The 24,044-nt window shown below is 64.3% G+C and carries 18 protein-coding genes; 9 read left to right on the forward strand and 9 right to left on the reverse strand.

Annotation, left to right across the window (positions count from 1 at the left end; genetic code table 11):
• Nucleotides 1-284 precede the first annotated feature (284 nt).
• The 3 genes from fusA (at nucleotide 285) to VIM95_RS01110 (ending at nucleotide 4,464) form a co-directional block, all read left to right on the forward strand.
• On the forward strand, nucleotides 285-2,312 hold the full coding sequence (fusA, locus tag VIM95_RS01100) for an elongation factor G (protein WP_331981827.1): 2,028 nt from the start codon (nucleotides 285-287) through the stop codon (nucleotides 2,310-2,312).
• A 173-nt stretch (nucleotides 2,313-2,485) separates the two neighbouring features.
• Nucleotides 2,486-3,178 carry a hypothetical protein gene (locus VIM95_RS01105; protein ID WP_331981830.1) on the forward strand — a complete coding sequence of 231 codons (693 nt, stop codon included), beginning with the start codon at nucleotides 2,486-2,488 and terminating at the stop codon, nucleotides 3,176-3,178.
• Nucleotides 3,175-4,464, forward strand: a complete 1,290-nt coding sequence (locus tag VIM95_RS01110) for a cytochrome c (RefSeq protein WP_331981833.1) — start codon at nucleotides 3,175-3,177, stop codon at nucleotides 4,462-4,464. The genes VIM95_RS01105 and VIM95_RS01110 overlap by 4 nt, the downstream gene beginning before the upstream one ends.
• A gap of 10 nt (nucleotides 4,465-4,474) precedes the next feature.
• On the opposite strand, the gene ccoG is transcribed toward VIM95_RS01110, so the two are convergent.
• Nucleotides 4,475-5,917 (reverse strand): cytochrome c oxidase accessory protein CcoG, encoded by a 1,443-nt coding sequence (gene ccoG, locus VIM95_RS01115; RefSeq protein ID WP_331981836.1) that lies wholly within the window; start codon nucleotides 5,915-5,917, stop codon nucleotides 4,475-4,477.
• A 111-nt stretch (nucleotides 5,918-6,028) separates the two neighbouring features.
• On the opposite strand from ccoG, the gene VIM95_RS01120 reads away from it, so the two are divergent.
• Nucleotides 6,029-7,441 (forward strand): PLP-dependent aminotransferase family protein, encoded by a 1,413-nt coding sequence (locus VIM95_RS01120; protein ID WP_331981839.1) that lies wholly within the window; start codon nucleotides 6,029-6,031, stop codon nucleotides 7,439-7,441.
• 283 nt (nucleotides 7,442-7,724) lie between these two features.
• On the opposite strand, the gene VIM95_RS01125 is transcribed toward VIM95_RS01120, so the two are convergent.
• The 6 genes from VIM95_RS01125 to VIM95_RS01150 all read right to left on the reverse strand — a co-directional run bounded on the left by VIM95_RS01125 (nucleotide 7,725) and on the right by VIM95_RS01150 (nucleotide 14,737).
• On the reverse strand, nucleotides 7,725-8,375 hold the full coding sequence (locus VIM95_RS01125) for a response regulator transcription factor (RefSeq protein WP_331981842.1): 651 nt from the start codon (nucleotides 8,373-8,375) through the stop codon (nucleotides 7,725-7,727).
• A 12-nt stretch (nucleotides 8,376-8,387) separates the two neighbouring features.
• Complete coding sequence (locus VIM95_RS01130; RefSeq protein ID WP_331981845.1) at nucleotides 8,388-9,749, reverse strand: cache domain-containing protein; 1,362 nt, start codon at nucleotides 9,747-9,749, stop codon at nucleotides 8,388-8,390.
• A gap of 69 nt (nucleotides 9,750-9,818) precedes the next feature.
• Complete coding sequence (locus VIM95_RS01135; protein ID WP_331981848.1) at nucleotides 9,819-10,547, reverse strand: ABC transporter ATP-binding protein; 729 nt, start codon at nucleotides 10,545-10,547, stop codon at nucleotides 9,819-9,821.
• Complete coding sequence (locus tag VIM95_RS01140) at nucleotides 10,544-12,499, reverse strand: branched-chain amino acid ABC transporter ATP-binding protein/permease (protein WP_331981851.1); 1,956 nt, start codon at nucleotides 12,497-12,499, stop codon at nucleotides 10,544-10,546. The genes VIM95_RS01135 and VIM95_RS01140 overlap by 4 nt, the downstream gene beginning before the upstream one ends.
• Nucleotides 12,500-12,501: 2 nt before the next feature.
• Nucleotides 12,502-13,371, reverse strand: a complete 870-nt coding sequence (locus tag VIM95_RS01145) for a branched-chain amino acid ABC transporter permease (RefSeq protein WP_331981901.1) — start codon at nucleotides 13,369-13,371, stop codon at nucleotides 12,502-12,504.
• Between the two features lie 133 nt (nucleotides 13,372-13,504).
• On the reverse strand, nucleotides 13,505-14,737 hold the full coding sequence (locus VIM95_RS01150) for an ABC transporter substrate-binding protein (protein ID WP_331981854.1): 1,233 nt from the start codon (nucleotides 14,735-14,737) through the stop codon (nucleotides 13,505-13,507).
• A gap of 389 nt (nucleotides 14,738-15,126) precedes the next feature.
• Between VIM95_RS01150 and VIM95_RS01155 the strand changes: the two genes are divergently transcribed.
• Both VIM95_RS01155 and ribA read left to right on the forward strand, forming a co-directional pair.
• Entirely contained in the window at nucleotides 15,127-16,416 is a 1,290-nt protein-coding gene (locus tag VIM95_RS01155; protein WP_331981856.1) for an amidohydrolase family protein, read from the forward strand.
• Between the two features lie 145 nt (nucleotides 16,417-16,561).
• Entirely contained in the window at nucleotides 16,562-17,191 is a 630-nt protein-coding gene (gene ribA / locus VIM95_RS01160) for a GTP cyclohydrolase II (protein WP_331981858.1), read from the forward strand.
• Between the two features lie 65 nt (nucleotides 17,192-17,256).
• Here the strand turns inward: ribA and VIM95_RS01165 are convergent, their stop codons facing one another.
• Both VIM95_RS01165 and VIM95_RS01170 read right to left on the reverse strand, forming a co-directional pair.
• On the reverse strand, nucleotides 17,257-18,285 hold the full coding sequence (locus VIM95_RS01165) for an aldose epimerase family protein (protein WP_331981861.1): 1,029 nt from the start codon (nucleotides 18,283-18,285) through the stop codon (nucleotides 17,257-17,259).
• A 4-nt stretch (nucleotides 18,286-18,289) separates the two neighbouring features.
• Nucleotides 18,290-19,495, reverse strand: a complete 1,206-nt coding sequence (locus tag VIM95_RS01170) for a DNA-binding transcriptional regulator (RefSeq protein WP_331981864.1) — start codon at nucleotides 19,493-19,495, stop codon at nucleotides 18,290-18,292.
• Between the two features lie 176 nt (nucleotides 19,496-19,671).
• On the opposite strand from VIM95_RS01170, the gene xylA reads away from it, so the two are divergent.
• The 3 genes from xylA to xylF all read left to right on the forward strand — a co-directional run bounded on the left by xylA (nucleotide 19,672) and on the right by xylF (nucleotide 23,819).
• The gene (xylA, locus tag VIM95_RS01175) at nucleotides 19,672-20,988 is read left to right on the forward strand and encodes a xylose isomerase (RefSeq protein WP_331981867.1); all 1,317 of its coding nucleotides are present in this window, start codon (nucleotides 19,672-19,674) and stop codon (nucleotides 20,986-20,988) included.
• 234 nt (nucleotides 20,989-21,222) lie between these two features.
• Nucleotides 21,223-22,704 (forward strand): xylulokinase, encoded by a 1,482-nt coding sequence (gene xylB / locus VIM95_RS01180; protein ID WP_331981870.1) that lies wholly within the window; start codon nucleotides 21,223-21,225, stop codon nucleotides 22,702-22,704.
• A gap of 101 nt (nucleotides 22,705-22,805) precedes the next feature.
• The gene (gene xylF / locus VIM95_RS01185; protein WP_331981873.1) at nucleotides 22,806-23,819 is read left to right on the forward strand and encodes a D-xylose ABC transporter substrate-binding protein; all 1,014 of its coding nucleotides are present in this window, start codon (nucleotides 22,806-22,808) and stop codon (nucleotides 23,817-23,819) included.
• The last annotated feature ends 225 nt before the right edge of the window (nucleotides 23,820-24,044 follow it).

Raw genomic sequence — 24,044 nt, forward strand, 5'->3', positions numbered from 1 at the left:
GGGTTTTTGTTTTGTTCAACCAGGAGTTCGCGATGCGTACCTACGACAAGCTGATCGCCACCATTTGCACCGGCCAGGGGAACGGAGACTTGCGTCCGTCCCTTGGCCCGGTAGCGGTGTGCGGCGCGGGCGTATCGCCGCTCCGCCGCACCCTTCCGCAAGACACCGCATAGGCAACCACACGCGTAACCCGCGTCCTGGTGGCCCGTTTTGCGCCGCCAGGCAGATAAACCCCTGGCAGGCGCGCCCCTGACAGGGGTTTTGTCTTTTTGGGTGCTTACACCATGGAAACCAGAAAACTTCGCAATATCGGCATCATCGCGCACGTGGACGCTGGCAAGACCACGCTCTCCGAACGCATCCTGTATTACACCGGCGAAAACCATCGGCTGGGTGAGGTGCATGACGGCGCCGCCACCATGGATTTCGATCCGCAGGAGCAGGCGCGTGGCATCACCATCAATAGTGCGGCGACCACGGTGTTCTGGGACGACCATCAGATCAACCTGATCGACACGCCCGGCCACATCGATTTCAACATCGAGGTGAACCGCTCGCTGCGCGTGCTCGACGGCGCGGTGGTGGTGTTCGATGGCGTAGCCGGCGTCGAGCCGCAGACGGAGACCAACTGGCGCCTGGCGGACAGGTACCGGGTGCCGCGGCTGGCCTTTGTCAACAAGCTGGACCGTACGGGGGCCGATTTCTACCGCGTGGTGGACATGATCCGCGAGCGGCTGGGTGTCGCGCCGCTGGTACTGCAGTTGCCCATAGGCATAGAAGGTGACTTCAACGGCCTTGTGGACCTGGTCGATATGGTGGCTTTGCAATGGCCCGTTGGCGGGGAGCCGGCACCCTATGTGCGCGGCGATATCCCGAGCGAGCTCTTGGCGGCTGCGCAACGCTACCGCAAACAGCTGGTCGAGACGGCGGTAGAGCAGGATGACGCCCTGCTCGGTGCCTATCTCGATGGCCAGGAGCCTTCGAGTGAAGCGCTGCACGCGGCCATCCGCAAGGGCACCATCGCCGGCGCCTTCGTGCCGGTCGTGCTGGGTGCCGCCTTCAAGAACAAGGGGGTGGAGCCGCTCTTGGACGCTGCCATCGCCTACCTGCCAGCACCGGGCGAGGTGGAAGTGGCTGGGGAGCACGACATCGCGGTGGACCCTGACGGTCCGCTCGCCGCCCTGGCCTTCAAGGTGATCCATGACGACCACGGTACCCTGACCTTCCTGCGGCTGTACCGCGGCAAGCTGGCGGTAGGTGATGCGGTACTCAATGCCAACAACGGCAAGCGTGAACGGGTGGCGCGGCTGTATGAGATGCACGCCGACCGCAAGCAGGAGAAAACGCTGGCCGTGGCCGGTGACATCGTCGCGGTAGCCGGGCTCAAGCAGACGGTGACGGGTGACACGCTGACCGCGCAGGACCATGCCCTGGTACTGGAACGCATCGAGGCACCTGAGCCGGTGATCGACGTGGCGGTAGAGCCGCGCACGCAGGCTGACCAGCAGAACTTGCTCAAGGGCTTGCAGGCCCTGCTGCAGGAAGATCCCAGCCTGCATCTGCGGCAGGATCACGACTCGGGCCAGACGGTCTTGTCCGGCATGGGTGAGCTGCAGCTGGAGGTGACGCTGGAAAAGCTGCGCAGCCGCTTCAAGGTCGAGGTCAACGTGGGCCAGCCCCAGGTGGCCTTCCGTGAATCGATCAGCCGCGCGGTGGAAGTGCGCCATGTGCACAAGAAGCAGTCCGGCGGCCCCGGCCAGTTCGCCGAGGTCGTGCTGCGGGTGGAGCCGCTGGAACGTGGCGCGGGCGTGCAGTTCGAGAGCGTGGTGGTGGGCGGTTCGGTGCCGCGCGAATACCTGCCTGGTGTAGAGGCTGGTGTACGCAACACGGCCAAGGTCGGCGTGGTGGCCGGCTATCCGGTGGTGGACTTCAAGGTCACCCTCTTGGATGGCAGCTACCACGAGCGCGACTCCTCGCCGCTGGCTTTTGAGCTGGCGACGGCGGCTGCACTGCGGCAGGCCTTCAACCAGGCCGGCCCGGTGTTGCTCGAGCCGGTGATGGCGGTAGAGGTGATCACACCCATGGACTACCTGGGCGACGTGATCGGCGACATCAATCGTCGTCGTGGCTTGGTGCGCAAGCAGGAGATGCGCGGCAATGCCTCGGTGGTGGATGCCCATGTGCCGCTGAAGGAGATGTTCGGCTACATCGGGCACCTGCGCGCCATGAGCAGTGGACGCGCCAGCTTCACGATGCAGTTTGACCACTATGAAGTGGTACCGGCGCAGATTGCTGCAGCCATCGCGGCCTGATCGGCAACTCAAAGGGCGGACCTGATAGGTTCGCCCTTTTTCTTACTCGCTCACCGACGGGCAAGGCGTTCTAAACTGGTACGGTGAACTTGCCGGCGACTGATACTGCCCGTTTGCCACCTTAGGTCAGACACTGGCGAGTGGCCGGCAAGACGGCAAACCAAGGAGGCGGAATGAGCAGATTCTGGCACAGCATAGCGGTTGGGCTAGTGGGCATGCTGTCGGTCGGCACTGTAGCGGCTGTACCTGATACGCTGGCGCAAAGGCTGCAGGCCTGTACCGCCTGCCATGGCGCGCAAGGCAAGGCTACCAGCGATGGCTACTACCCGCGCATCGCTGGTAAACCGGCCGACTACCTCTACAACCAGTTGATCCACTTCCGCGATGGTAGGCGCAACCACCCCGCCATGGTCTATATGGTGCGCAACCAACCCGAGGCCTATCTGCGGGAAATTGCGCAGTACTTCTCCGACCAGCATCTGCCCTACCCCGCCCCGCAAGCCGGCGACCTTGATGCACGCGCCAGCGCCCGCGGTGAGCAGCTGGTACGCAAGGGGGATGCAGCACAGGGCCTGCCGGCCTGCATGCAGTGCCATGGCCCCCGCCTGACCGGGATGCTGCCCGCAGCACCGGGCCTTTTGGGCCTGCCGCGCGACTATCTCTACGCCCAGCTCAGCAACTGGCGTAACGGCCGCCGACAAGCCGCCACGCCGGACTGCATGGCCCGTGTCGCCAAAGCCCTGAGCCAGGATGATCTGGTCACCGTCGCCAGTTGGCTCTCGACCCAACCAGTGCCGGTCGAATCGCAACCCGCCGTCGCGGCGAGCAAGCCGCTACCGCTGGCCTGCGGGAGCTTGCCACAATGAGCCACGCCATCTTCCGCCCCCGTCTGATCGTTCCCTTGCTGATCCTGCTGCTGGCCGGTGTCTGGTTCTGGCTACCTGGCTGGCAGGAAGAGGTGTCGACCGCCACAGCTGGGAACGTGGCAGACCCCGTCGCCCGCGGCCGTTACCTGGCCACGGCTGGCGACTGCCTGGCCTGCCATACCGCACGCGGGGGGGCACCTTATGCCGGTGGTCGTGTGCTGCAGACGGCCTATGGTGACTTCGTCACGCCCAATATCACGCCAGCCACAGGTGCAGGCCTGGGCAGCTGGAGCGCCGATGACTTCTGGCGCGCGCTGCACTACGGCCGCGGCAAGGATGGGCGCTTCCTCTACCCTGCCTTCCCCTACCCCAACTACACCAAGATCAATCGCGCCGATTCGGACGCGCTATATGCCTATCTGCGTACCATCGCGCCGGTTGAGCAGCGGCCAGCCGAGCATCAGCTGGACTTCCCCTACAACCAGCGCAGCCTCTTGCGACTGTGGCAGGCCCTCTACTTCAAGCCGGGTGTCTACCAAGCCGATGCCGGGCAAAATGCAGAGTGGAACCGCGGCGCCTACCTGGTACAGGGCCTGGGCCACTGCGGCGCCTGCCATACCAGCCGCGACCGCCTGGGAGGCCCCAACCTGAGGTTGGAGTTGGGGGGCAGCCTGCTGGCCGTACAGGACTGGTACGCCCCTTCCTTGACCGACCGGCAGGAGGCACACCTGGCGCAAGACAGCCGCGAGGATTTGGTTGCCCTGCTCAGTACCGGCGTATCGCACCGCCATGCGGTATTTGGGCCCATGGCTGAGGTGGTGTACCGCAGCCTGCAACACCTCGATGAGCCGGACGTGCACGCCATGGCGCTCTACCTGCAATCACTGCCGCCGACCAGCGCACCGGTCGCCTCGGACAACCCGGTCCTGCCCGAGCACGAAAAGTTGGCCATGCAGATACGGGGCAAGCGGCTATACCAGGACCTGTGCATCAATTGCCATGGGAAAAATGGTGAAGGCGCACCACCGGCCTACCCACCCTTGGCCGGCAACCGCTCGCTGCTGCAAGCCAACCCGGTGAACGTGGTCCGCATGGTGCTCAACGGCGGCTTTCCGCCTGGTACCCGCGGCAACCCACGGCCCTATGGCATGCCACCGTTCGGTCCCAGCCTGAACGACCGGGAGGTGGCGGCGGTCGCCTCGTATATCCGCACCGCCTGGGGCAACCGGGGTGAGATGGTGGCGCCACAGGCAGTAGAGCGGTACCGGACGGTACCGGCGGACTGAGCCACCAGGATCAGCGCGGCCAGAGGAAGGCCGCCTTTTCCTCGATGGCGAGGCCGGGCAGGTCCTCGGCCGCGATCTTCAGCAGAAAGTGGCTGCTGCGCGCAGTGGCATGGCCTACCGGCGCGCGCACCCGCAGTGCCAGTTTGCGGGTCTGCAGACCTTCCACCGCCAACAGACGTGCATCGTCGACGCGAACTTCAATACCCTCGATGCCGGAGGCCGACAGCTGGTAGCGGTGCGGCTTGTCGTCGGCATTGTCGAGCTGCAGCAAGTAGACGTTCTCGATCAGGCCATCCTCCGCCTCACGCGCCATCACCCCGCGGTCGCGGCTGAGGCTGGCGAACAGGGGTTGGCGCTGCGCAAAGGCCGTGCCGACCACGGCGACCACCGCGGCCAGCGCCAGGCCATAGAGCACCACTCTCGGTCGCCGCAGGCGTGACCAGAAGGCTCGTTCAGGGTAGGCGCCATCCAGCGCATTCTGGGTGGTATAGCGGATCAGACCACGCGGGTAGTCCATCTTGTCCATGATGTCGTCACAGGCATCGATGCAGGCGCCACAGGCGATGCATTCGTACTGCAGGCCGTTGCGGATATCGATGCCGACCGGACAGACCTGTACGCAGACCTGGCAGTCTATGCAGTCACCCAGGCCCTTGGCGCGTGGATCGTCATGCCGGCCACGGCGGCCACGCGGGTCGCCGCGCTGGGCGTCGTAGCTGATGACCAGGGTGTCGGCGTCGAACATGGCACTCTGAAAGCGCGCATAGGGGCACATGTATTTGCAGACCTGCTCGCGCAGCCAGCCAGCGTTGCCATAGGTGGCAAAGGCGTAGAACAGCATCCAGAAGTAGACCCAGCCATTGACCTCACCCAGCAGGGTCGCCTGTGACAAACCCTGCATGGGCACGAAATAGCCTACGAAGGTAAAGCCGGTCCACAGTGAAATGGCGATCCACAACGTGTGCTTGAGGCCCTTGCGCGCCAGCTTATGGGCGCTCATGCCCTGCTGGTCGAGCTTGATGCGCTGCGGTCGGTCACCCTCCGCCCAGCGTTCCACCCACAGGAAGATCTCGGTGTAGACCGTTTGCGGACAGCTGTAGCCGCACCACAGGCGGCCGCCCACGGTGGTCCAGAGAAATAGGCCGAAGGCGCAGATCACCAGCAGTGCGGTGAGGTACACGAGGTCTTGCGGCAGCAATACCAGACCGAAGATGAAGAACTTGCGCTCAGCCAGATCGAACAGCAGGGCTTGGCGGCCATCGATCTTGAGCCAGGGCACGCCGTAGAAGAAGAGCTGGGTAGCCAGCACGAAGAAGATGCGCCAGTTGTTGAAGTAGCCCGTCACCCAGCGCGGGTAAAGCTTCTTTTGTTTCTCGTACAGCGAGGTTTCTTCCAGGTCGATGGGATCGGCCGCGACCAGCTTGAGGGGGATGACCTTGGGTTTGGGGCTCATGGGCAGCACAAGACAGGAAAGGGATGGTCGAGAGCATCGCCCAGCATGCCGATAGGTAACAGAAGCAGTAGAATGAAGTTTTACGGTATCAGTTTGCCGGGAGCTGGAGCTATGAAGCGCTACGAGGCCATCGCCGAGCTGATCGCGGCTGACATCCGCAGCGGGCAATTGCCCCCGGGTACACGCCTGCCCTCCATCCGCAAGGTCATGGCACAGCACCGGGTCAGCCCAGCCACCGCCTTTCAGGCCTACTACCGGCTGGAGGAGCGCGGCCTGGTGCGGGCGCGCGAGCGTTCGGGCTACTACGTCGCGGGGCTGGGTGCCGCCAGCCAGCCCGAGCCTGCCCATGTGGCGCAGCCCATGCTCTCCAGCACTGTCGACGTGAGCGAGCTGGTGTTCTCGGTACTTGGTGCGGTCAAGGACCGCGACATACTGCCCTTGGGTTCAGCCTTCCCCTCGCCACGGCTCTTTCCGCTACCGCGGCTGGCTCGCTCGCTGACCGCCACCGCCCGCTTTATCGACCCGCAGGACACGGTAGCCAGCCTGCCACCGGGCAACCCGGCATTGCGGCAACAGATCGCGCTGCGCTACCTGGGCCAGGGGCTGTCGGTGCCGTCTGAACAGATCATCATCACCAATGGCGCCTTGGAAGCGCTCAACCTCTGCCTCGCCGCCGTGGCCAAGCCCGGCGATCTGGTCGCCATCGAATCCCCCGGCTTTTACGCCGCATCGCAAGCGCTGGAGCGGCTGGGCATGCGGGCACTGGAGATCCCGGTCCACCCCAAGGAGGGGCTGGATCTGGAAACGCTGGCGGCGGCGCTGGAGACCCACCCGGTCAAGGCCTGCTGGTTCATGACCTCGTTCCAGAACCCCATGGGCGTGAGCATGCCGGAAGCGCGCAAGCGCGAGCTGGTCGCGCTGCTGGCGCGTCATGAGATCCCCTTGATCGAGGACGACGTCTACGGCGAGCTCTACTTTGGCCAACACCCACCGCTGCCGGCCAAGGCCTTCGACAAGCAGGGGCTGGTGATGCACTGCAGCTCGTTCTCCAAGACCCTGGCGCCGGGCTACCGCATAGGCTGGGTGGCACCGGGCCGCTATGCGCGCGAGATAGAGCGGCTCAAGCTGATGACCACGCTTTCGGCCAGCGTGCCGGCCCAGGTGGCGATAGCCGACTATCTGCACAAGGGTGGATATGACAAGCACCTGCGCAAGCTGCGGCACGCGCTGGAGGGCCAGCTGCTGCAGTTGGGTGAAGCGCTGGTGCAGCACTTCCCGGCCGATATCCGGGTATCGCGCCCCAGCGGCGGTTATTTCCTGTGGGTGGAGTTCCCGGCGGGCTTCGATACCCTGCGCCTGCACGCCCTGGCTGCCGAGGCCGGCATCGGCATCGCGCCCGGCCCCATCTTCTCGGCCAGCCACCAGTACCGCCACTGCCTGAGGCTCAACTACGGTTCACCCTGGAGCCCGGCCTTTGCGGAAGGCATGGCGAAGCTGGGGCAACTCGCCAAGCAATTACTTTAAATACTAGCGCGATGCGACGAGCGCCAGCGAGGCTCCACCCCCGCAAACGGGACGCCGTGATTGTAAGCCCCTAAAGGGGCAACAACCACGCAGTCGCGGCGGCGAGGCTGCCAGAATTCTTGGCGCTTTAGCGCCTAGAACCTGTGCGTGCAAAGCTCGGGGGGCCGTGGGGGCCCGGACTATATGAACGCGAAAGCGCGTAAGAGCATCAAATGCCAATGAACGCCCGGCTATGCCGGGCGATGAGGAGATGTATCTGCGATAACGATCGGCGGAGAGAGGCCTAAATCCAACCCTTGTCGATGGCGTACTTCACGAGGCCTGCAGGGGTGTCGATATCGAGCTTGCGCCGCAGATTGAGGCGATGGGTCTCCACCGTGCGTACGCCCACGTCCAGCTCCTGGGCAATGCGCTTGTTGCTGTAGCCCTTGGCCAGCAGTACCAGCACCTCATGTTCGCGCTGGGTCAGGGTCTGCTCCACGGCCGGCTCGTGGATCAGCAGCCGGGCGATGGAGGCGCTGTAGTAGGCGCCACCCTTGGTCACCGCGTCGATGGCGGCGATGATCTCGGGCAGACCCGCGTCCTTGAGCACATAGCCATGCGCGCCGGCGCGCATGGCGCTGATCACGTATTCGCTGTCGTCGTGCATGGTCAGGATCACGATCTTGGTCCCGGGCGATAACTCACGTAGCCGCGCGGTCAGCCGTATGCCACCGAACTCCTTGTCCTTGAGGCTGATGTCGACCAGGGCCACGTCCGGCCGCAAGCGCTCGGCCAGGGCCGCGCCCTCCTCGCCACCGCCTGCCTCGCCGATGATCTGAAAGCCAGGCACCGAGCCCAGCCCGCCACGCAGGCCGTCGCGTACCAAGGGGTGATCGTCCACCAGGATGATGCGGATGGCTTCCGCCTCGGCGGGGTTATGCGTGTATTCCATGTTTCCTCCTGCTCAGCCTGCCTCGCTCAGGGGCAAGGTCGCCAGCAGCACGGTGTGGCCCGGCTGGGACACGATGTGCAGGCTGCCGCCTTCCAGCTCGGCCCGCTCGCGCATATTGCGCAGGCCAATGCCACCCGATTGGGCATAGGTCTCGGCCTCGGGTGCAAAACCCCGGCCGTCATCGGTAATGGTCAGCGCCACACTGCGGCGGTCGCTGCTGAGGAGCAGGTCCACCTGCCGTGCGGCTGCGTGCTTGACGATATTGGTCAGCGCTTCCTGCGCAATGCGGAACAGCGTGATGGCCGGGGTATCAGGCAGCTTGTGCTGGCAGCGCGAGACATCGACCCTGACTTCCAGCCCGGTATGGGCTGCGACGTCGTTGGCCAGTTGGCCCAGAGCGGCCGGCAAGCCCAGGTTGTCGAGTAGCGATGAGCGCAGATCGTGGGAGATGCGGCGTATCTCGGCGATGGTGTCGCCAAGGCCGTCCAGACCCTTCTCCAGTGCTTGCTGGGCGGCACGGTTCTCATCACTCTCGGGCAGCTGGAACTGGGCCAGTTCGATCTGGTATTTGGTCGAGACGAGCTGCTGGCTGATGCCGTCGTGCAGCTCGCGGGCGATACGGGTGCGTTCATCTTCCTGCGAGGTGACCACACGGCGGGCCATGGCGGTGAGCTTGGCGTCAGCCGAGCGCTGCTCACTGAGATTGACCGCCACCGCACAGGCTACCACGATCAATATGGCCAGCACCGCCGTCACCGCCAGGCTGCGCATCACGCCATGGATGCGCTTGTCGCTCTCCTGGCTGATCTTGGCCTTGGCGGCGGCCACGTCATCGAGATAGATGCCGGTGCCCATCATCCAGCCCCAGCGGTCCAGCAGCACGGCGTAAGCGAGCTTGTCGGTCTCCTTGCCGCTGGTGGGCTTGATCCAGAGATAGCGCTGAAAGCCACCGCCCTGCTGGGCTGCTTCGATCAGCTTCTGGATCACCGGAAAACCGGTCGGGTCGCGCTTGTCCCACATCTGCCGGCCCTCAAGCTCGGTCTGGCGCGGGTGGACCAGGCACAGGCCCTGGGTGTCGTAGACAAAGAAATAGCCATCCTGACCAAAATTCATGGTCCGCAGGATGGCCTTGACCTGTTCCTTGGTGGCCTCGTCGTTGCGGCCCGAGGAGTACAGGAGGTCGATGGAAGTCCGCGCCAGCGAGACATAGTCCATGATCTCGGCACGCTTGGATTCAAGCAGGCTCTCTTCCAGTACGAGGGTCTGCTGGGCGGCAAGCTGCTTTTCCTGGACAAAGACGATGGCGGCGATGGCACCGATCACCACCAGCATGGGCAGCAGGATCAGCAGGACCATCTTGTATTTGATGCGCATGCGCTAATGCCTGGCAGAAGGATAAGGCGCAGCGGGAGCAGTCCATACAGACCGCTCCCGGACCAGGGATCAAGTTCCCAGGTAGGCGTCGACGATGGCCTTATTCTCGCGCACTTCCGCCGCCTTGCCTTCCAGCGCAATGCTGCCGCGCTCGACCACATAGGCGTAGTCGGCCAGCGAGAGCGCCGTCTGGGCGAACTGCTCGACCAGCACCATGGTCACGCCCTGCTGGCGCAGGGTGCGGATGGCGTCCACCACCACGTCCACCATGACTGGCGCGAGACCCATGGAAGGCTCGTCCAGCAGTAGCACCTTGGGGTCGGACATCAGCGCCCGGCCGATGGCCAGCATCTGCTGCTCGCCCCCTGACAGCGTGCCCGCGGTCTGCAGGCGGCGCTCCTTCAGGCGCGGGAACAGTTCGTAGATACGGCCGAGCGAGACAGCGGCCTTCTTCTTGTAGCCAAACAGGCCAGGCAGGGTACGGTAGGCACCCAGCAGCAGATTGTCTTCCACCGTCAGCGGGGCAAATACGCGCCGCCCTTCCGGGCAGTGCGCCAGACCCTGCTTGACGATGCGTGGCGCCGTCTCGGCCTGGATCTCGCGGTTACCGAGCTTCACGCTGCCTGCCGTAGGCCGCAACATGCCGGAGATGGCACGCATCAAGGTGGTCTTGCCGGCGCCGTTGGCACCGATCAGGGTAACGAGCTGGCCTTCATGCACCTTGAGCGAGATGCCATGCAGCACTTCGGCCCGTCCATAGCCGGCCTTAACGCCGTCCAGTTGCAATGCGATGTTCATGCCTCGGCCTCCGCCAGATGATTTGCCGATGTACCGAGATAGGCCTCGATGACCTGCGGGTTGCGGCGTACTTCGGCCGCCGTACCACCGGCGATCTGCTTGCCTCCGTCGAGCACGATGACGCGGTCGGCGAGCTCCGCCACCACGTCCAGATGGTGCTCGATCAGGATGATGCTGATACCACGCGCCTTGATGGCACCGATCACCACCTTGAGCCGCTCCACGTCGGGCTTGGACATGCCGGCAGCGGGTTCATCGAGGATCAGTACTTCAGGCTTGGCCGCCAGTGCGCGGGCAATCTCCATAAAGCGCTGGTCGCTATAGGTCAGGTCGCTGGCGAGGATGCCGGCCTTCTCTTGCAGACCCACCAGTTGCAACAGCGCCTGCGCGTCTTCCATGGCCTTCTGGTCTTCGCGCCGGGCCAGGCCCAGGGCCACCAGCAGCCAGTTCTTGCGGTAGGCGCCCTTCATGGCAATGGCCACGTTCTCGATGGCGCTGAGGTCGGCGAAGATCTGCAGGTTCTGGAAGGTGCGGCTGATGCCATGCTGGCTGGCCGCCAAAAGACCCTTGCCCGAGATACGGCTGTGACGCAGCCAGACTTCACCGGCAGTAGGTTTGTAGAGACCGGAGATCACGTTGATCAACGAGGACTTGCCCGAGCCATTGGGGCCGATCAAGGCCAGCGCCTCGCCCTGTTGCAGCGAGAGCGTCACGCCGTCGACGGCCTTCACACCACCGAAGTGCAGCTTGGCGTCCTTGACCTCGACTACGGCACCCGCTTGGGCCTGCCGTACCGGTAAGACCTGGTCGAGCGCGGTTGGCGCGGCACCGGGTGCGGCAGCCAGGCGCAGCAGACGGGCCAGCTGGTGGCCGATAAAGCCCATCAGGCCATCCGGCAGGCCCACCACCACGGCAAACAGCATCAGCGCGAAGAGGCCCTTGCGCCAATCCTCGAGGTTGTGGGTAAACACGCCTATGCCCAGCAGCAAGGCCATGGCGGCGAGCGGTGCACTGTTCTGGAAGGTGATTTCCCGGCGCATGACCGATTGCACGAAGTGCACCAGGGCCAGCAAAGCGCCCAGACCCGCGATGGTCAGGAAGATAGGTTTGTTGGACAGCAGATTGGGCAGCAGCACCACCAGGATGGCACCGACCAACGCTCCCCAGACCGACTTGCGGCCGCCCAGCACGGTTCCCAGCAGCAGGGTCACGCTCAGGTCATAGCCAAAGGCCTGCGGCTGCAGAAAGCCCAGATTGAAGGCATACAGACCACCGGCAAAGCCGCCCAGGGCGGAGCCGAAGGCAAAGGCCAGCACCTTGTGCTTGAGCGCACCGATGCCCAACGCATCGGTGGCGATCGGGCTGTTGCGCAGCGCCGCAATGGCACGCCCCCAACGGCCTTCCATCAGTTGCCGGGAGGCAAACCAGAGCAGTGCCAGCAAGGCCAGGGTCACCCAATAGAAGGTGGTGGCGGTCAGCGCAATACCGCCAGGCAGCGGCGGCCGGTTGACCGACAAGCCCTGCGCCCCCATGGTCACGGATTCCATCTCATTGAGGCAGAGCACCGCCAGCGAACCGAAGGACAAGGTCGCCAAGGCAAACTGCGGCCCCTCCAGGCGCAAGGCCGGGAAGGCCAGCAGCGCCCCCAGCACGAGACCCGCCACACCAGCGGCCAACAAGGCCGGGAGAATGCCAAGGCCGGTGTGCGCCACCACGAGGCCGGCCACATAGGCGCCTATGCCTATCATGCCGGCATGGGCCAGGTTGACCTGGCCGAGGTAGCCCACGGTGGCGTCGAGCCCGATCAGGGCGATGGCATAGATGGTCAAGAGCGTGATCAGGCCCATGCCGTAGCCTGATTTGCCGATCACGAACGGCAGCGCGGCCATCACCAGCAGCGCAACGATTTCTGCAATGCGGGCGGCCGACTGATTGGTCATCTTCGTGGCCATGGTTACACCTTCCGGATGGTGGCTTTGCCGAACAGGCCATTGGGCCGCAGGGCAAGCACAGCAATAAGCAGCACGATGCCGGGCGCTTCACGCCAGCCCGAGCCCAAGTAGATGCTGGAAAGGCTTTCCAGCGCGCCCAGCACCACACCCGCCACGATCACGCCAAAGCCCGACTCCAGCCCGGCGACCACGGCCACGCTGAAGGACTTGAGGATAAGGCCGGCCGCCATGGTCGGGCCCACGGTGGTGATGGGGGCGATCAGGATGCCGGCGAAGGCCGCGGTGGCGCCCGAGAGGCCATAGGCCAGGGCCACGGCACGTTGTGAATGGATGCCCATCAGCTCGGCCACGCCAGGGTCGGCAGCGACGGCGTCCACGGCCTTGCCCATCAGGGTCTTGCGGCGGAACAGCTCGATGCCGGCCATCAGCACCAGAGCGCCGACCACGATGGAGACTTCAAACCAGGTGACCGAAATCGAGCCCAGGGCTATCGGGTCGGTCGGGATAGGGGTGGGCAGCGGCTTGTCGTCGCGACCCCAGATATTCTCGGCCACCGAGCTGCCAAAGAGCCCGAGGATGATGGTGAGCAGAATCCAGCCTTCGTTCTTCTGCTGCAGCGCCAGGCGCACGCCAAAACGCTCGACTGCGAGGCCCAGCAAGGCACCAAAGCCCAGGGTCAGCAGCAGTGCCAAGCCATAGGGCATGCCGGTGCCGATCAGGGAAAGGGCCACGAAGGCAGAGATCATCACCGCTTCCGCCTGGCCGAAGTTCAGGCTGCGGGAGGGCGCGTAAGTCAGTTGAAACCCGTAGGCGATCAGGGCGTAGGCCATACCCATGGCCGCGCCGGAGACCGACATCTGGGCAATAATCATGCTATCCACGATGGATCCTTTTCCAGGGTACGCCCCGCCGCCACCTGGCGGGCTTGCCAAGCGGCGGAGGGAATCCCCATTGCACGATGCAGCGGCCCGAAACGGGGCCAGCCGCATCCATCAAGACAGGCGCTTATTTATCGAGTTGCTCGAGGCGCTTCTTGTCTTCGGCATTGGCAAAGGTCACGCGGCCATCCTTGACCACACCGACCACCACGCGATCCTTGCGGAAGGCTTCGTGGCTTTCAGGGCGGGCCGGGTCCCAGGTGCTGTAGGGCTTCACCCACTTGGCGATGGCGCCTTCAACCGGCTTTTGCAGGTTCTCGAGCGCATCCTTCACCGCCTTGCTGTCGGTGCTGCCAGCCTGCTCGATGGCAGCAGCCAGCAGCTTGACGCTGTCGTAGCCCTGGGCGGCCGAAACCGGCGAGGGGATGCGGTCAACCTTGTAGGCGGCCTGGTAGTTCTTGATAAAGGCCTTGGCGCGCGGGGTGTAGTCTTCCTGGATAAAGGTCTGCGGCATCATCGCGCCATTGGCGGCGGCACCAGCGTTGTCTAGGAAGTTGCCCATGGAGAGGGTCCAGGAGCCCAGCATCGGTACCTTGAAGCCCAGTTTGGTCATGCCGGTGGCAATGGCAGCCAGCTCAGGGCCGATGCCGACCACGAAGAGGCCCTGTGCGCCGGCCATCTTGGCCTTGAGCAGCTGGGCGGTCATATCCTTGGAGCCGATGGAGAACTTCTCCACGGTCACCACTTCCACGCCCGGCATGTTCTTGAGGCGCGACATCAGGTCGTCACGGCCCGATACACCATAGTTGGTGTCGTCGGCCAGGATGGCGACCTTCTTCAGACCACGGCGCTTGATGGCTTCCTCGAGGATGGTCTCGGACTGTACGCCGTCGTTGGCCGAGAAGCGGAACATATAGAGCTCGCCCTTGGGTACGACGTTGCCCTCCTTGATCCACTGGCCCATGGCGGCGCTACCGGCCGCCACCGAGATGATGCGCAGCTTCTTGGCCTGCTGGTAGAACTTGTCGCCGGCCAGCACCACGCCGGTATTGGCGGTGCCGACCACGGCCACCACGTCGTCCATGGAGGCGATTTCCTGAGCGACCAGCGCGCCGCGCTCGTTCTTGGCCTCATCGTCACGCTCGACGATCTCGATCGGATGCTTCTTGCCGCCAAAGTTCACGCCACCTGCAGCGTTGATCTCCTGGATCGCCAGCTTGGCACCGTCGCGGGTGGACACACCCATGGGGGCGGAGCCACCACTGAAGGGGCCGGTCAGGGCGATCTTGATGCTGTCTGCGGCAAAGGCGCTACCGGTGAGAGCAATGGCGGCGGCAAGCAACTTGACTTGGAATTTCACGGAAAAGCTCCTTCTTTGGATGGTGGTGGTCATGGCCGTTCCCGGCGGCGAGGCCGGTAAGGCGCCCTACCCTGCCTGCAGCGGAGGCTTCCGCAACACGCCGGTGGGGCGTCGCCCGCTTGTAGTTATATGGCTGGGCCAGCTTTCGATGCGACGCTGCGCATCTTTATGCTTACGCGCACCGGTGGCTATCCACAACAGTACGCGCCGTCTCCTACGCAGAACTACTTAGAGTATTTGCTCCGCACCCACAGTTTGGCCCAGAAGCCACAATATTTCCTCTCTTTAGCATCGCCGGGCGGCACACTGGGCCCCGGCGCCGCACGCCCGCGAACCGGGCTCAGCGCCGCACCATCCCGTACAAACAAAGACCAAGAGGGGTAACAGGCATGGCAAGACGTAGCTACGCACTTTTGTTTTCGCTGATCGCCCTGCTTGGCTGGGCCGAGCCAGCCAAGCCCATCCTGCTGCGGGCAGGGCAGATGCTGGACGTGAAGAGCGGGCAGTTGATCCAGCAGCCGAGGCTCTTGATCGTGGACGGCAAGATCAAGACCCTGGCACCGGATGAGACCGCCACGCAGGGGGCCGAGGTGATCGACCTGGGCAATTTGACCCTCTTGCCGGGTTTGATCGACATGCACACTCACCTGACCTTCTCGCCAGAGGACATCGGTTATTCCTCGGTGGCGGTCTCGGTCCCGCGCGAGGCGCTCAAGGGCGCACGCAATGCCCGGGTGACGCTGGAGGCGGGCTTTACGGCGGTGCGCAATGTCGGTGCCAACGGCTATGCCGATGTGGCGCTGCGCGATGCCATCGACGCCGGGGACGTGCCCGGCCCGCGGGTGGTGGCGTCGGGCCCGGCCTTGGGCATTACCGGCGGCCATTGCGACGACACCCTGCACGCGCCGGAATACAAGATCGTTGGCGAGGGGGTGGCCGACGGCGTGGATGCGGTGCGGCGCAAGACCCGCGAGGTGATCAAATACGGCGCCGACGTGATCAAGATCTGTTCTACCGGTGGCGTGCTGTCCTTCCGCGACGACCCCAAGGCCTCGCAATACCGGCTGGAAGAGATGAAGGCTATCGTCGAGGAGGCACACCGGCTGGGCCGCAAGGTGGCCGCCCATGCCCACGGTGGCGACGGCATCAAGCTGGCGGTACTGGCCGGTGTGGATTCGATCGAGCATGGCTCCTATATCGACGATGAGTCGATCCGGCTGATGAAGGAACACGGCACCTATCTGGTCCCTACCCTGTTCCTGGGTGACTGGTTCCTGGCCAATGCCGAAAAGCTACGGTTCCCGCTGCCACTGGTGGCCAAGGCCCGGGTAGTGGTGCCGGAGGCGCGCAAGAATGTGGCCCGCGCCTTCCGCGCCGGGGTGAAGATCGCGCTTGGTACCGATTCGGCGGTCTACCCGCATGGCCTCAATGCCGGCGAGTTTGCGGTCTATACCCAGTTGGGCCTCTCGCCCTTGCAATCTATCCAGTCCGGCACCATCGAGGCGGCGCGGTTATTGGGCAAGGAGCAGGAACTGGGTTCCCTGGAAGCTGGTAAATACGCCGACCTGATCGCGGTGGGCGGCGACCCGCTCAAGGACATCACCGAGCTGCAGCGGGTACGCTTTGTCATGAAAGGCGGCGTGGTCTACCTGAACAAGCCAGCCGCACCGGCACCCTGATATCACACCGCCTGGCGCCTGCCGGGCGGTGTAACAGGCCATGCGCTATGCTGGGGCTTGAAATCCAGGCGCGTGGCCGCATCTAGGGGATTCGTCGGGGAAACACTGCAACTGCACTTCCCGATCTACACCAGGGAAAGCATCTATGACCTCGCCACAAGACGAATACACCACCCATATCGTAGAAAAGCTGGCCGTCACCAAGCTCCCCACCCGCTATGGCGAATTCATCACCCACGCCTATCGCGACGAACGCGGCGTGGAGCACCTGGCCCTGTGCATGGGCGAGGTGACTGCCGCCCCCTTGCTGGTGCGGCTGCATTCCGAATGCCTGACCGGCGACGCTCTTGGCTCTCAGCGCTGCGATTGCGGCGAGCAGCTGGATACTGCCCTGTGCCGTATCGCCAAGGAAGGCCTGGGCGTGCTCGTTTACCTGCGCGGCCACGAGGGCCGTGGCATCGGCCTGGGTCACAAGATCCAGGCCTATGCCCTGCAGGACAAGGGCCTCGATACTGTCGACGCCAACCTGCAACTGGGCCTGCCGGTAGATGACCGTGACTACAGCGCCGGCATCGCCATTCTCAAGGACCTGGGTGTGCAATCGGTCCGCCTGATGAGCAACAACCCGCGCAAGATCGAGGCCATCGAATCGGCCGGTATTACCGTTGCCCAACGCGAGGCGCACCTGCCGGCGGTGCACGCCAAGAACACCCGCTACCTGCAGACCAAGCGCGATCGCATGGGCCACCTGATGCCGAAGAACCCTAAAGAGTGAAGCGCGAGCACTGCACTTAACAAAAACGCCCGAAACAACCGGGCGTTTTTATTGGGCCTACATTGCTAACGCCGCACACCCAAGCGGTAACACGTCGTCTGCTGGTAGCGCTGCCCCGGCCGCAGTATGGCCGCCTCGGCGTCCGGGCCGTTGACCTGGTCCGGGTAGCGTTGCGCTTCCAGGCAAAAGCCATCATGTGCCCGATAGCGGCGGCGCCCTTCTGCACCATCCAGGAAGTTGCCGCTGTAGAACTGCAGTCCAGGTTCGGTGGTACTGACCCTCAGCTCGCGGCCCGAGGTCGGGTCATAGACCTCGGCAACGGGCCGCAACGCCTGGGTGCCGCCGTTCAGGCAATAGCAATGGTCAAAACCGCCGGCTATGGCCAACTGTCCGTCAGGCCAGGCTAGCCGTGCGCCTATGGGTGCCGGCTGGAGGAAGTCGAAGGCGCTGCCGGCGACCGCGCAACGCGCAACCGGAATCAGAGATTCATCCACCTGCAGGTATTGGTCGGCGGCTATCTGCAACAGGTGGTCGCCTATGTCGGCCTCGCCGCCATTGAGATTGAAATAGGGGTGTGCGGTCAGGCTGATCGGCGTGGGCGCGTCGCTCACTGCCTGGTAGTCCATGCGTAGGGTGCCGTCATCATCCAGGGAGTAACGCACTTCCACCCGCAGCGTACCGGGGAAACCCGCCTCCCCTTCCGCCGACTGCAGGGAAAAGACCAGCCCACCGTCAGAGGCCGCCACCGCCCACACCTGCTGGTGGAAGCCGGCATGCCCGCCATGCAGATGGTGCTGCCCGCCCTGGTTGCGATCCACCTGGTATGGCACGCCATCCAACGTAAAGCGGCCGTCACGGATGCGGTTGGCCCACCGGCCGACCTGGGAGCCGAAATACGGCCCATTGTTCTCATAACCTTCCGGGCCGGCATGACCCAGCAATATGTCGGCCAGACGGCCGGAGCGATCCGGTGCATGCCAGGACACCAGTGTGGCGCCCAAATCGCTGATCAGCACCCGCATGTCCTGGGCATTGCGCAGCTGGAACAGGCGGTAATTGCCCCAGTCCTGGGTGGTGACGGGATAGCTGGTCATGGCGTCATTGTGTCCTTGTGGCCAGGGTCGGGGTCGACTGCTGGCGTTCCTGGTATTCGCGCGGGGTGCAGCCAAGCTCGCGCTTGAACACCGCGTGCATGTACTGCGGCGAGGTAAAGCCGCAGCGGATGGCGATCTCGGCACTGCTCAGGTCATGGTCGGCCAGCAGCGCGCAGGCGTGGTCCAGCTTGAAGCGCAAGATCTCCTGGTGCACCGTACAGTGCAGCTCGCGCCGGAAATAGCCCTCCAGCGAGGAGCGCGAGACGCCCACATAGTCCGCCACCTGCTCGGTCTTGATGCCCTGGCAGGCGTACTGGCGGATATAGTGCCGCGCGCGCATCACGTAGGGGCTGTTGAGCGCCTCATGCTGGCTGGAGGCCAGCACATTGATGCCCACCGGCGGCACCAGGATGCGCGTGGCCGGCAGGCGTACCCCACCCAGCATCTGGTGCAGCAAGTGAGCGGCGGTGCGGCCCATTTCCTCCGCCCCCTGGATCACCGAGCTCAGCGGTATGCGCGTGAGGGTACGGGCCAGCGGGTCGTTGTCTATGCCGATCAAGGCCACCTCCTGCGGCACCGAGATGCCGGCCATCAAACAGGCCTGCATCAGCTGCCGGGCGCGCGCATCGGTCACTGCGATGATGCCGACCGGCTTAGGCAGCCCTTCCAGCCAGGCGATCAGTTGTTCCACCGAGCTGTTCCAGCCCGGCGCGCTGGTCGCCAGGCCCTGGTAGATCTCTATCGGGAAGCCATCCCGCGCCAAGAGGCGGCGGAAGGCCTTCTCGCGCTCCTGCGCCCAGCGGTTGCCCTGGGCCGTCGGCAAACTGTAGAGCGCAAAGCGCTGCAGCCCGGCTTCGATCAGATGGTCGTAGGCCAGCCGCACCAGCTTGAAATTGTCGGTCGCGACATAGGGCAGGCCCAGCGGGTAGTCACGTTCATCCTCGTAGGAGCCACCCACCGCCACCACCGGCAAGGGGCTGCGGCGCAGGCTCTCGCAAACGGCCGGGTCGTCGAAGTCGGCAATGATGCCGTCGCCCTGCCAGTGCTCGATGCCATCGAGCCGGCACAGGAAGTCCTCTTCCAGAAAGAGGTCCCAGGCCACCCGGGTACTGCTCAGGTAGGCGCCGATGCCGGTAATGATCTCGCGGTCGTAGATCTTGTTGGCATTGAACAGCAAGGCGATGCGGTGCGCGGTTTGGGCTCGGCTCATGCGTGTCTCCCCGGTCTCTTGCCGGAATGCACGCATTCTATGCCGCGCCGGCCCATGTGCGACTGCAACAACAAGAATCGGTAGCGAGGCTGGCGGATTTCGTAATTGTTCGTCCCCCGGCCCCGGCGGCACGATGCGACCCATCTGACCACCGCATACCGCAAGGAAGCCGCACCATGTCCTACTTCGACGCCATCCCCGCCATCCGCTACGAAGGCCCGGAGAGCCAATCTGCCCTGGCCTTCCGCCACTACGATGCCGATAGGCTGGTACTGGGCAAGTCCATGCAGGAGCATCTACGCTTTGCCGTCTGTTACTGGCACACCTTCGTCTGGCCAGGGTCGGACGTATTTGGCGCCGGCACCTTCCAACGCCCCTGGCATGCGCCGGCCGAGCCCATGGCCCAGGCCCGCGCCAAGGCCGACGTCGCTTTTGATTTTTTCTCCCGCCTGGGCGCCCCCTTCTACACCTTCCACGACACCGATGTAGCCCCGGAAGGCAATAACCTAGCCGAATACCGCAACAACTTCGCCGCCATGCTTGAGGTACTGGCCCAAAAGCAGGAAGAAACCGGCATCCGCCTGCTCTGGGGTACCGCCAACTGCTTCAGCAACCCGCGCTACGCCGCCGGTGCCGCCAGCAACCCCAACCCCGAGGTGTTCGCCTACGCCGCCACCCAGGTCTTCACCGCCCTCAACGCCACCCACCAGTTGGGCGGTGCCAACTATGTGCTGTGGGGTGGCCGCGAGGGGTACGACACGCTGCTCAATACCGAACTCAAGCGCGAACGAGAGCAGCTGGGCCGCTTTATGCAGATGGTGGTGGAGCACAAGCACAAGCTGGGGTTCAAAGGCACCATCCTGATCGAGCCCAAGCCGCAGGAACCCACCAAGCACCAGTACGACTACGACAGCGCCACCGTATTTGGCTTTCTGCAGCAGTTCGGGCTGGAGAAGGAGATCAAGGTCAATATCGAGGCCAATCACGCCACTCTGGCCGGCCACAGTTTTCAGCACGAGATCGCCACCGCCGTCTCGCTTGGCATCATGGGCAGCATCGATGCCAACCGTGGCGACACGCAAAACGGCTGGGACACCGACCAGTTCCCCAACAGCGTGGAAGAGCTGACGCTGGCGTTGTACGAGATCCTCAAGGGCGGCGGCCTCGGTAACGGTGGCTTCAACTTCGACGCCAAGGTAAGGCGCCAGAGCCTGGACGCCGAGGACCTGTTCCACGGCCACGTGGGCGCCATGGATGCGCTGGCGCTGGCGCTGGAGCGCGCCGCCCGCCTGCTGGAGAACGATCTGCTGGCGCAGTTCAAGGCCCGCCGCTACGCCGGCTGGGACAGCGATTTCGGCCGCCAGATCCTGGCCGGCCAACTCTCGTTGCAGGACCTCGCCCAGCTCGCGATCCAGCGCGACCTGCACCCGCAGGCGGTCAGCGGCCGGCAGGAGTACCTCGAGAACATGGTCAACCGCGCGATCTTCGGTTGATCCCTGAGCAACATGGTGCACTTCGTTCCGCCGGTGCCTACCGGCAACTGATACGCCCGGCCCGTGCCGGGCGTCTTTTAAGCGGCGACAACCGCTTGGGCCTCAACACGATTTGTTGCACTGCACAGCCAAAAAACATGAGTGCTTCCGGCGGTTTACGGCATTGCCGCCTGGACAGCGGCACCGGAAGCTAGCCAGCAAGCCCGACTGACTTTGTAGAACGACAGCTACCCCATGTATATCGGCATCGATCTTGGTACCTCCGGCCTCAAGGCCATCTTGCTCGACCGCAGCGGCAAGGTGGCGGCCAGCGCCACCGCGCCGCTGAGCGTGAACCGGCCACAGCCGCTCTGGAGCGAGCAGCAGCCAGCCGACTGGTGGCAGGCTTGCCAACTGGCCATGGACAGCCTGATGACCCAGGTGATGGCGGCCGGGCTGGCGCCTGCCAGCATCCAGGCCATAGGCCTGACCGGGCAGATGCACGGCGCCACGGTGTTGGATGCCCAGGGCGAAGTCCTGCGCCCCGCCATACTCTGGAACGACGGCCGCGCCCACGCCGAGTGCCTGCTGCTGGAGCAGCGGGTGCCCGAGGCCCGCAAGATCACCGGCAACCTGATGATGCCCGGCTTCACCGCTCCAAAGTTGCTCTGGTTGGCGCGGCACGAGCCCGAGGTATTCAAGCGCATTGCCAAGATGCTGCTGCCCAAGGACTACCTGCGCTACCAATTGAGTGGCGATTACGCCACCGACATGTCGGACGCTGCCGGCACCCTCTGGCTGGATGTGGCCCGTCGTGACTGGAGCGATGCCTTGCTGGACGCCAGCGGCCTCTCCCGCCAGCAGATGCCACAGCTATTCGAGGGCACCGGGATCACCGGCCGGCTCAAGCCCGAGCTGGCGCGCCGCTGGGGGCTGAACGAGATTCCCCTGGTCGCTGGGGCCAGCGACAACGCCGCCGGCGCCATCGGCGCGGGTATCGTCAGCGCCGGTCAGGCCATGCTCTCGCTCGGTACCTCAGGCGTCTATTTCGCCGCTGCCGATGGCTACCGCAGCAACCCCGCCGGCGCGGTGCACAGCTTCTGCCACGCCCTGCCGCAAACCTGGCACCTGATGTCGGTCATGCTCTCGGCCGCCAGTTGCCTCGACTTTACCGCCGGCCTCTGCGGCTACCCCGATGTACCTGCCCTGCTGGCCGATGCCGAGCAGGGTCAGGTCGAGGCCGGCGCCCCCTACTTCCTGCCCTATCTCAGCGGCGAGCGCACACCCCATAACAACCCGCAGGCAACCGGCGCGTTCTTTGGCCTGACCAATGCGACCGACCGTGCCGCGCTTGCCCGCGCCACGCTCGAAGGCGTGGGCCTGGGCCTCCTGGACGGCATGGATGCGCTGGAGGCCAGCGGTCTCACCCCCGATGACATCACCGTGATCGGTGGCGGCTCGCGTAGCGCCTATTGGGTACAGATGCTGGCCGATATCAGCGGCCGCGCACTGACCCGCCGCGAAGGTGGCGAGGTCGGTCCGGCCCTGGGTGCCGCACGGCTGGCCAGGTTGGCGCTGGGCGATGCGCCGCTCGCCGAGGTCTGCCCGGTGCCACCGGCCGTGGCCTTACACCAACCCGACCCCGCCCGGCATGACTTTTACCAGACACGGCGCCGACCGCTGTTCCAGGCCCTGTACCGCCAGTTGGCGCCGCTCTACGACCTAGCGGGCGGCTAAGCCCGATACAGCACAGATTCAATGCCGTCCCAATACGGCATGGTTCAAGCGGCCCTCCGGCCGCGTAGCAAAGCGTGGTTCAACCCATAATGGAGAGAGACATGAAAAAGCAGCTGAAGACCGTGTTGTTGAGCGCCATCGCCACCGGCGTGGCCCTGATGGCCGTGCCGGCCCATGCCGACGCCGCCAACCCCAAGATCGGTTTCTCGATCGACGACCTGCGGGTGGAGCGCTGGGCACGTGACCGCGACTTCTTTGTCGGCGCCGCCGAGAAGCTGGGCGCCAAGGTATTCGTGCAATCGGCCGACGCCAGCGAACAACGCCAGATCGCCCAGATCGAGAACCTGATCTCGCGCGGCGTGGACGTGATCGTGATCGTCCCCTTCAATGCCACCGTGCTGGGCAATACCATCAAGGAAGCCAAGAAGGCCGGCATCAAGGTCGTGTCCTATGACCGCCTGATCCTCAATGCCGACGTGGACGCCTATATCTCCTTCGACAACGAGAAGGTCGGCGAGATGCAGGCCGAAGGCGTGGTCAAGGCCAAGTCCAAGGGCAACTTTTACCTCTTAGGCGGCTCGCCCACCGACAACAACGCCAAGATGCTGCGCGAAGGCCAGCTCAAGGTGCTCAAGCCCTATGTGGACCGCGGCGATATCAAGATCGTCGGCCAACAGTGGGTGAAGGACTGGAACCCGACCGAGGCGCTGAGCATCGTCGAGAACGCCCTGACCGCCAACGGCAACAAGATCGACGCCATCGTGGCCTCCAATGACGGTACCGCCGGTGGTGCCATCCAGGCACTGGCCGCGCAGAAGCTGGCTGGCAAGGTACCGGTCTCGGGTCAGGATGCCGACCTCGCCGCCGTCAAGCGCGTGATCGCCGGCACCCAGTCCATGACCGTCTACAAGCCGCTCAAGCTGATCGCCTCCGAAGCCGCCAAGCTCTCGGTACAACTGGCACGTAGCGAGAAGCCCGCCTACAACTCGGAGTACGACAACGGCCTGAAGAAGGTGCAGACCGTGCTGCTCAAGCCTACCCCGCTGACCCGTGAGAATGTCGATCTGTTGGTCAAGGACGGTTTCTACACGCAAGCTCAAATCGCGGCGAAGTAACAAAAATGGTGGAGAGCTGCTACCGCAGCTCTCCGACCGGCAATCCCCGTAAGGAGGAGCCCGAAGTAGTAAGCCATCTAAAGGTGGCAACGACTTCGCGTAGCCGGTCGCTCAGCGCCACAGAAAGTCGACGTGTTATTCGCTGATTTAATCTACTCCCTTCCCTCGCTGTCGCGAGTAGGTGGACTATCTCGTCGGCTTTCGAACTGGTTGAGCCAGCCAAGG

It is taken from the genome of Chitinimonas sp., from assembly GCF_036568685.1.
In the GTDB taxonomy this organism is placed as follows: domain Bacteria; phylum Pseudomonadota; class Gammaproteobacteria; order Burkholderiales; family Chitinimonadaceae; genus Chitinimonas.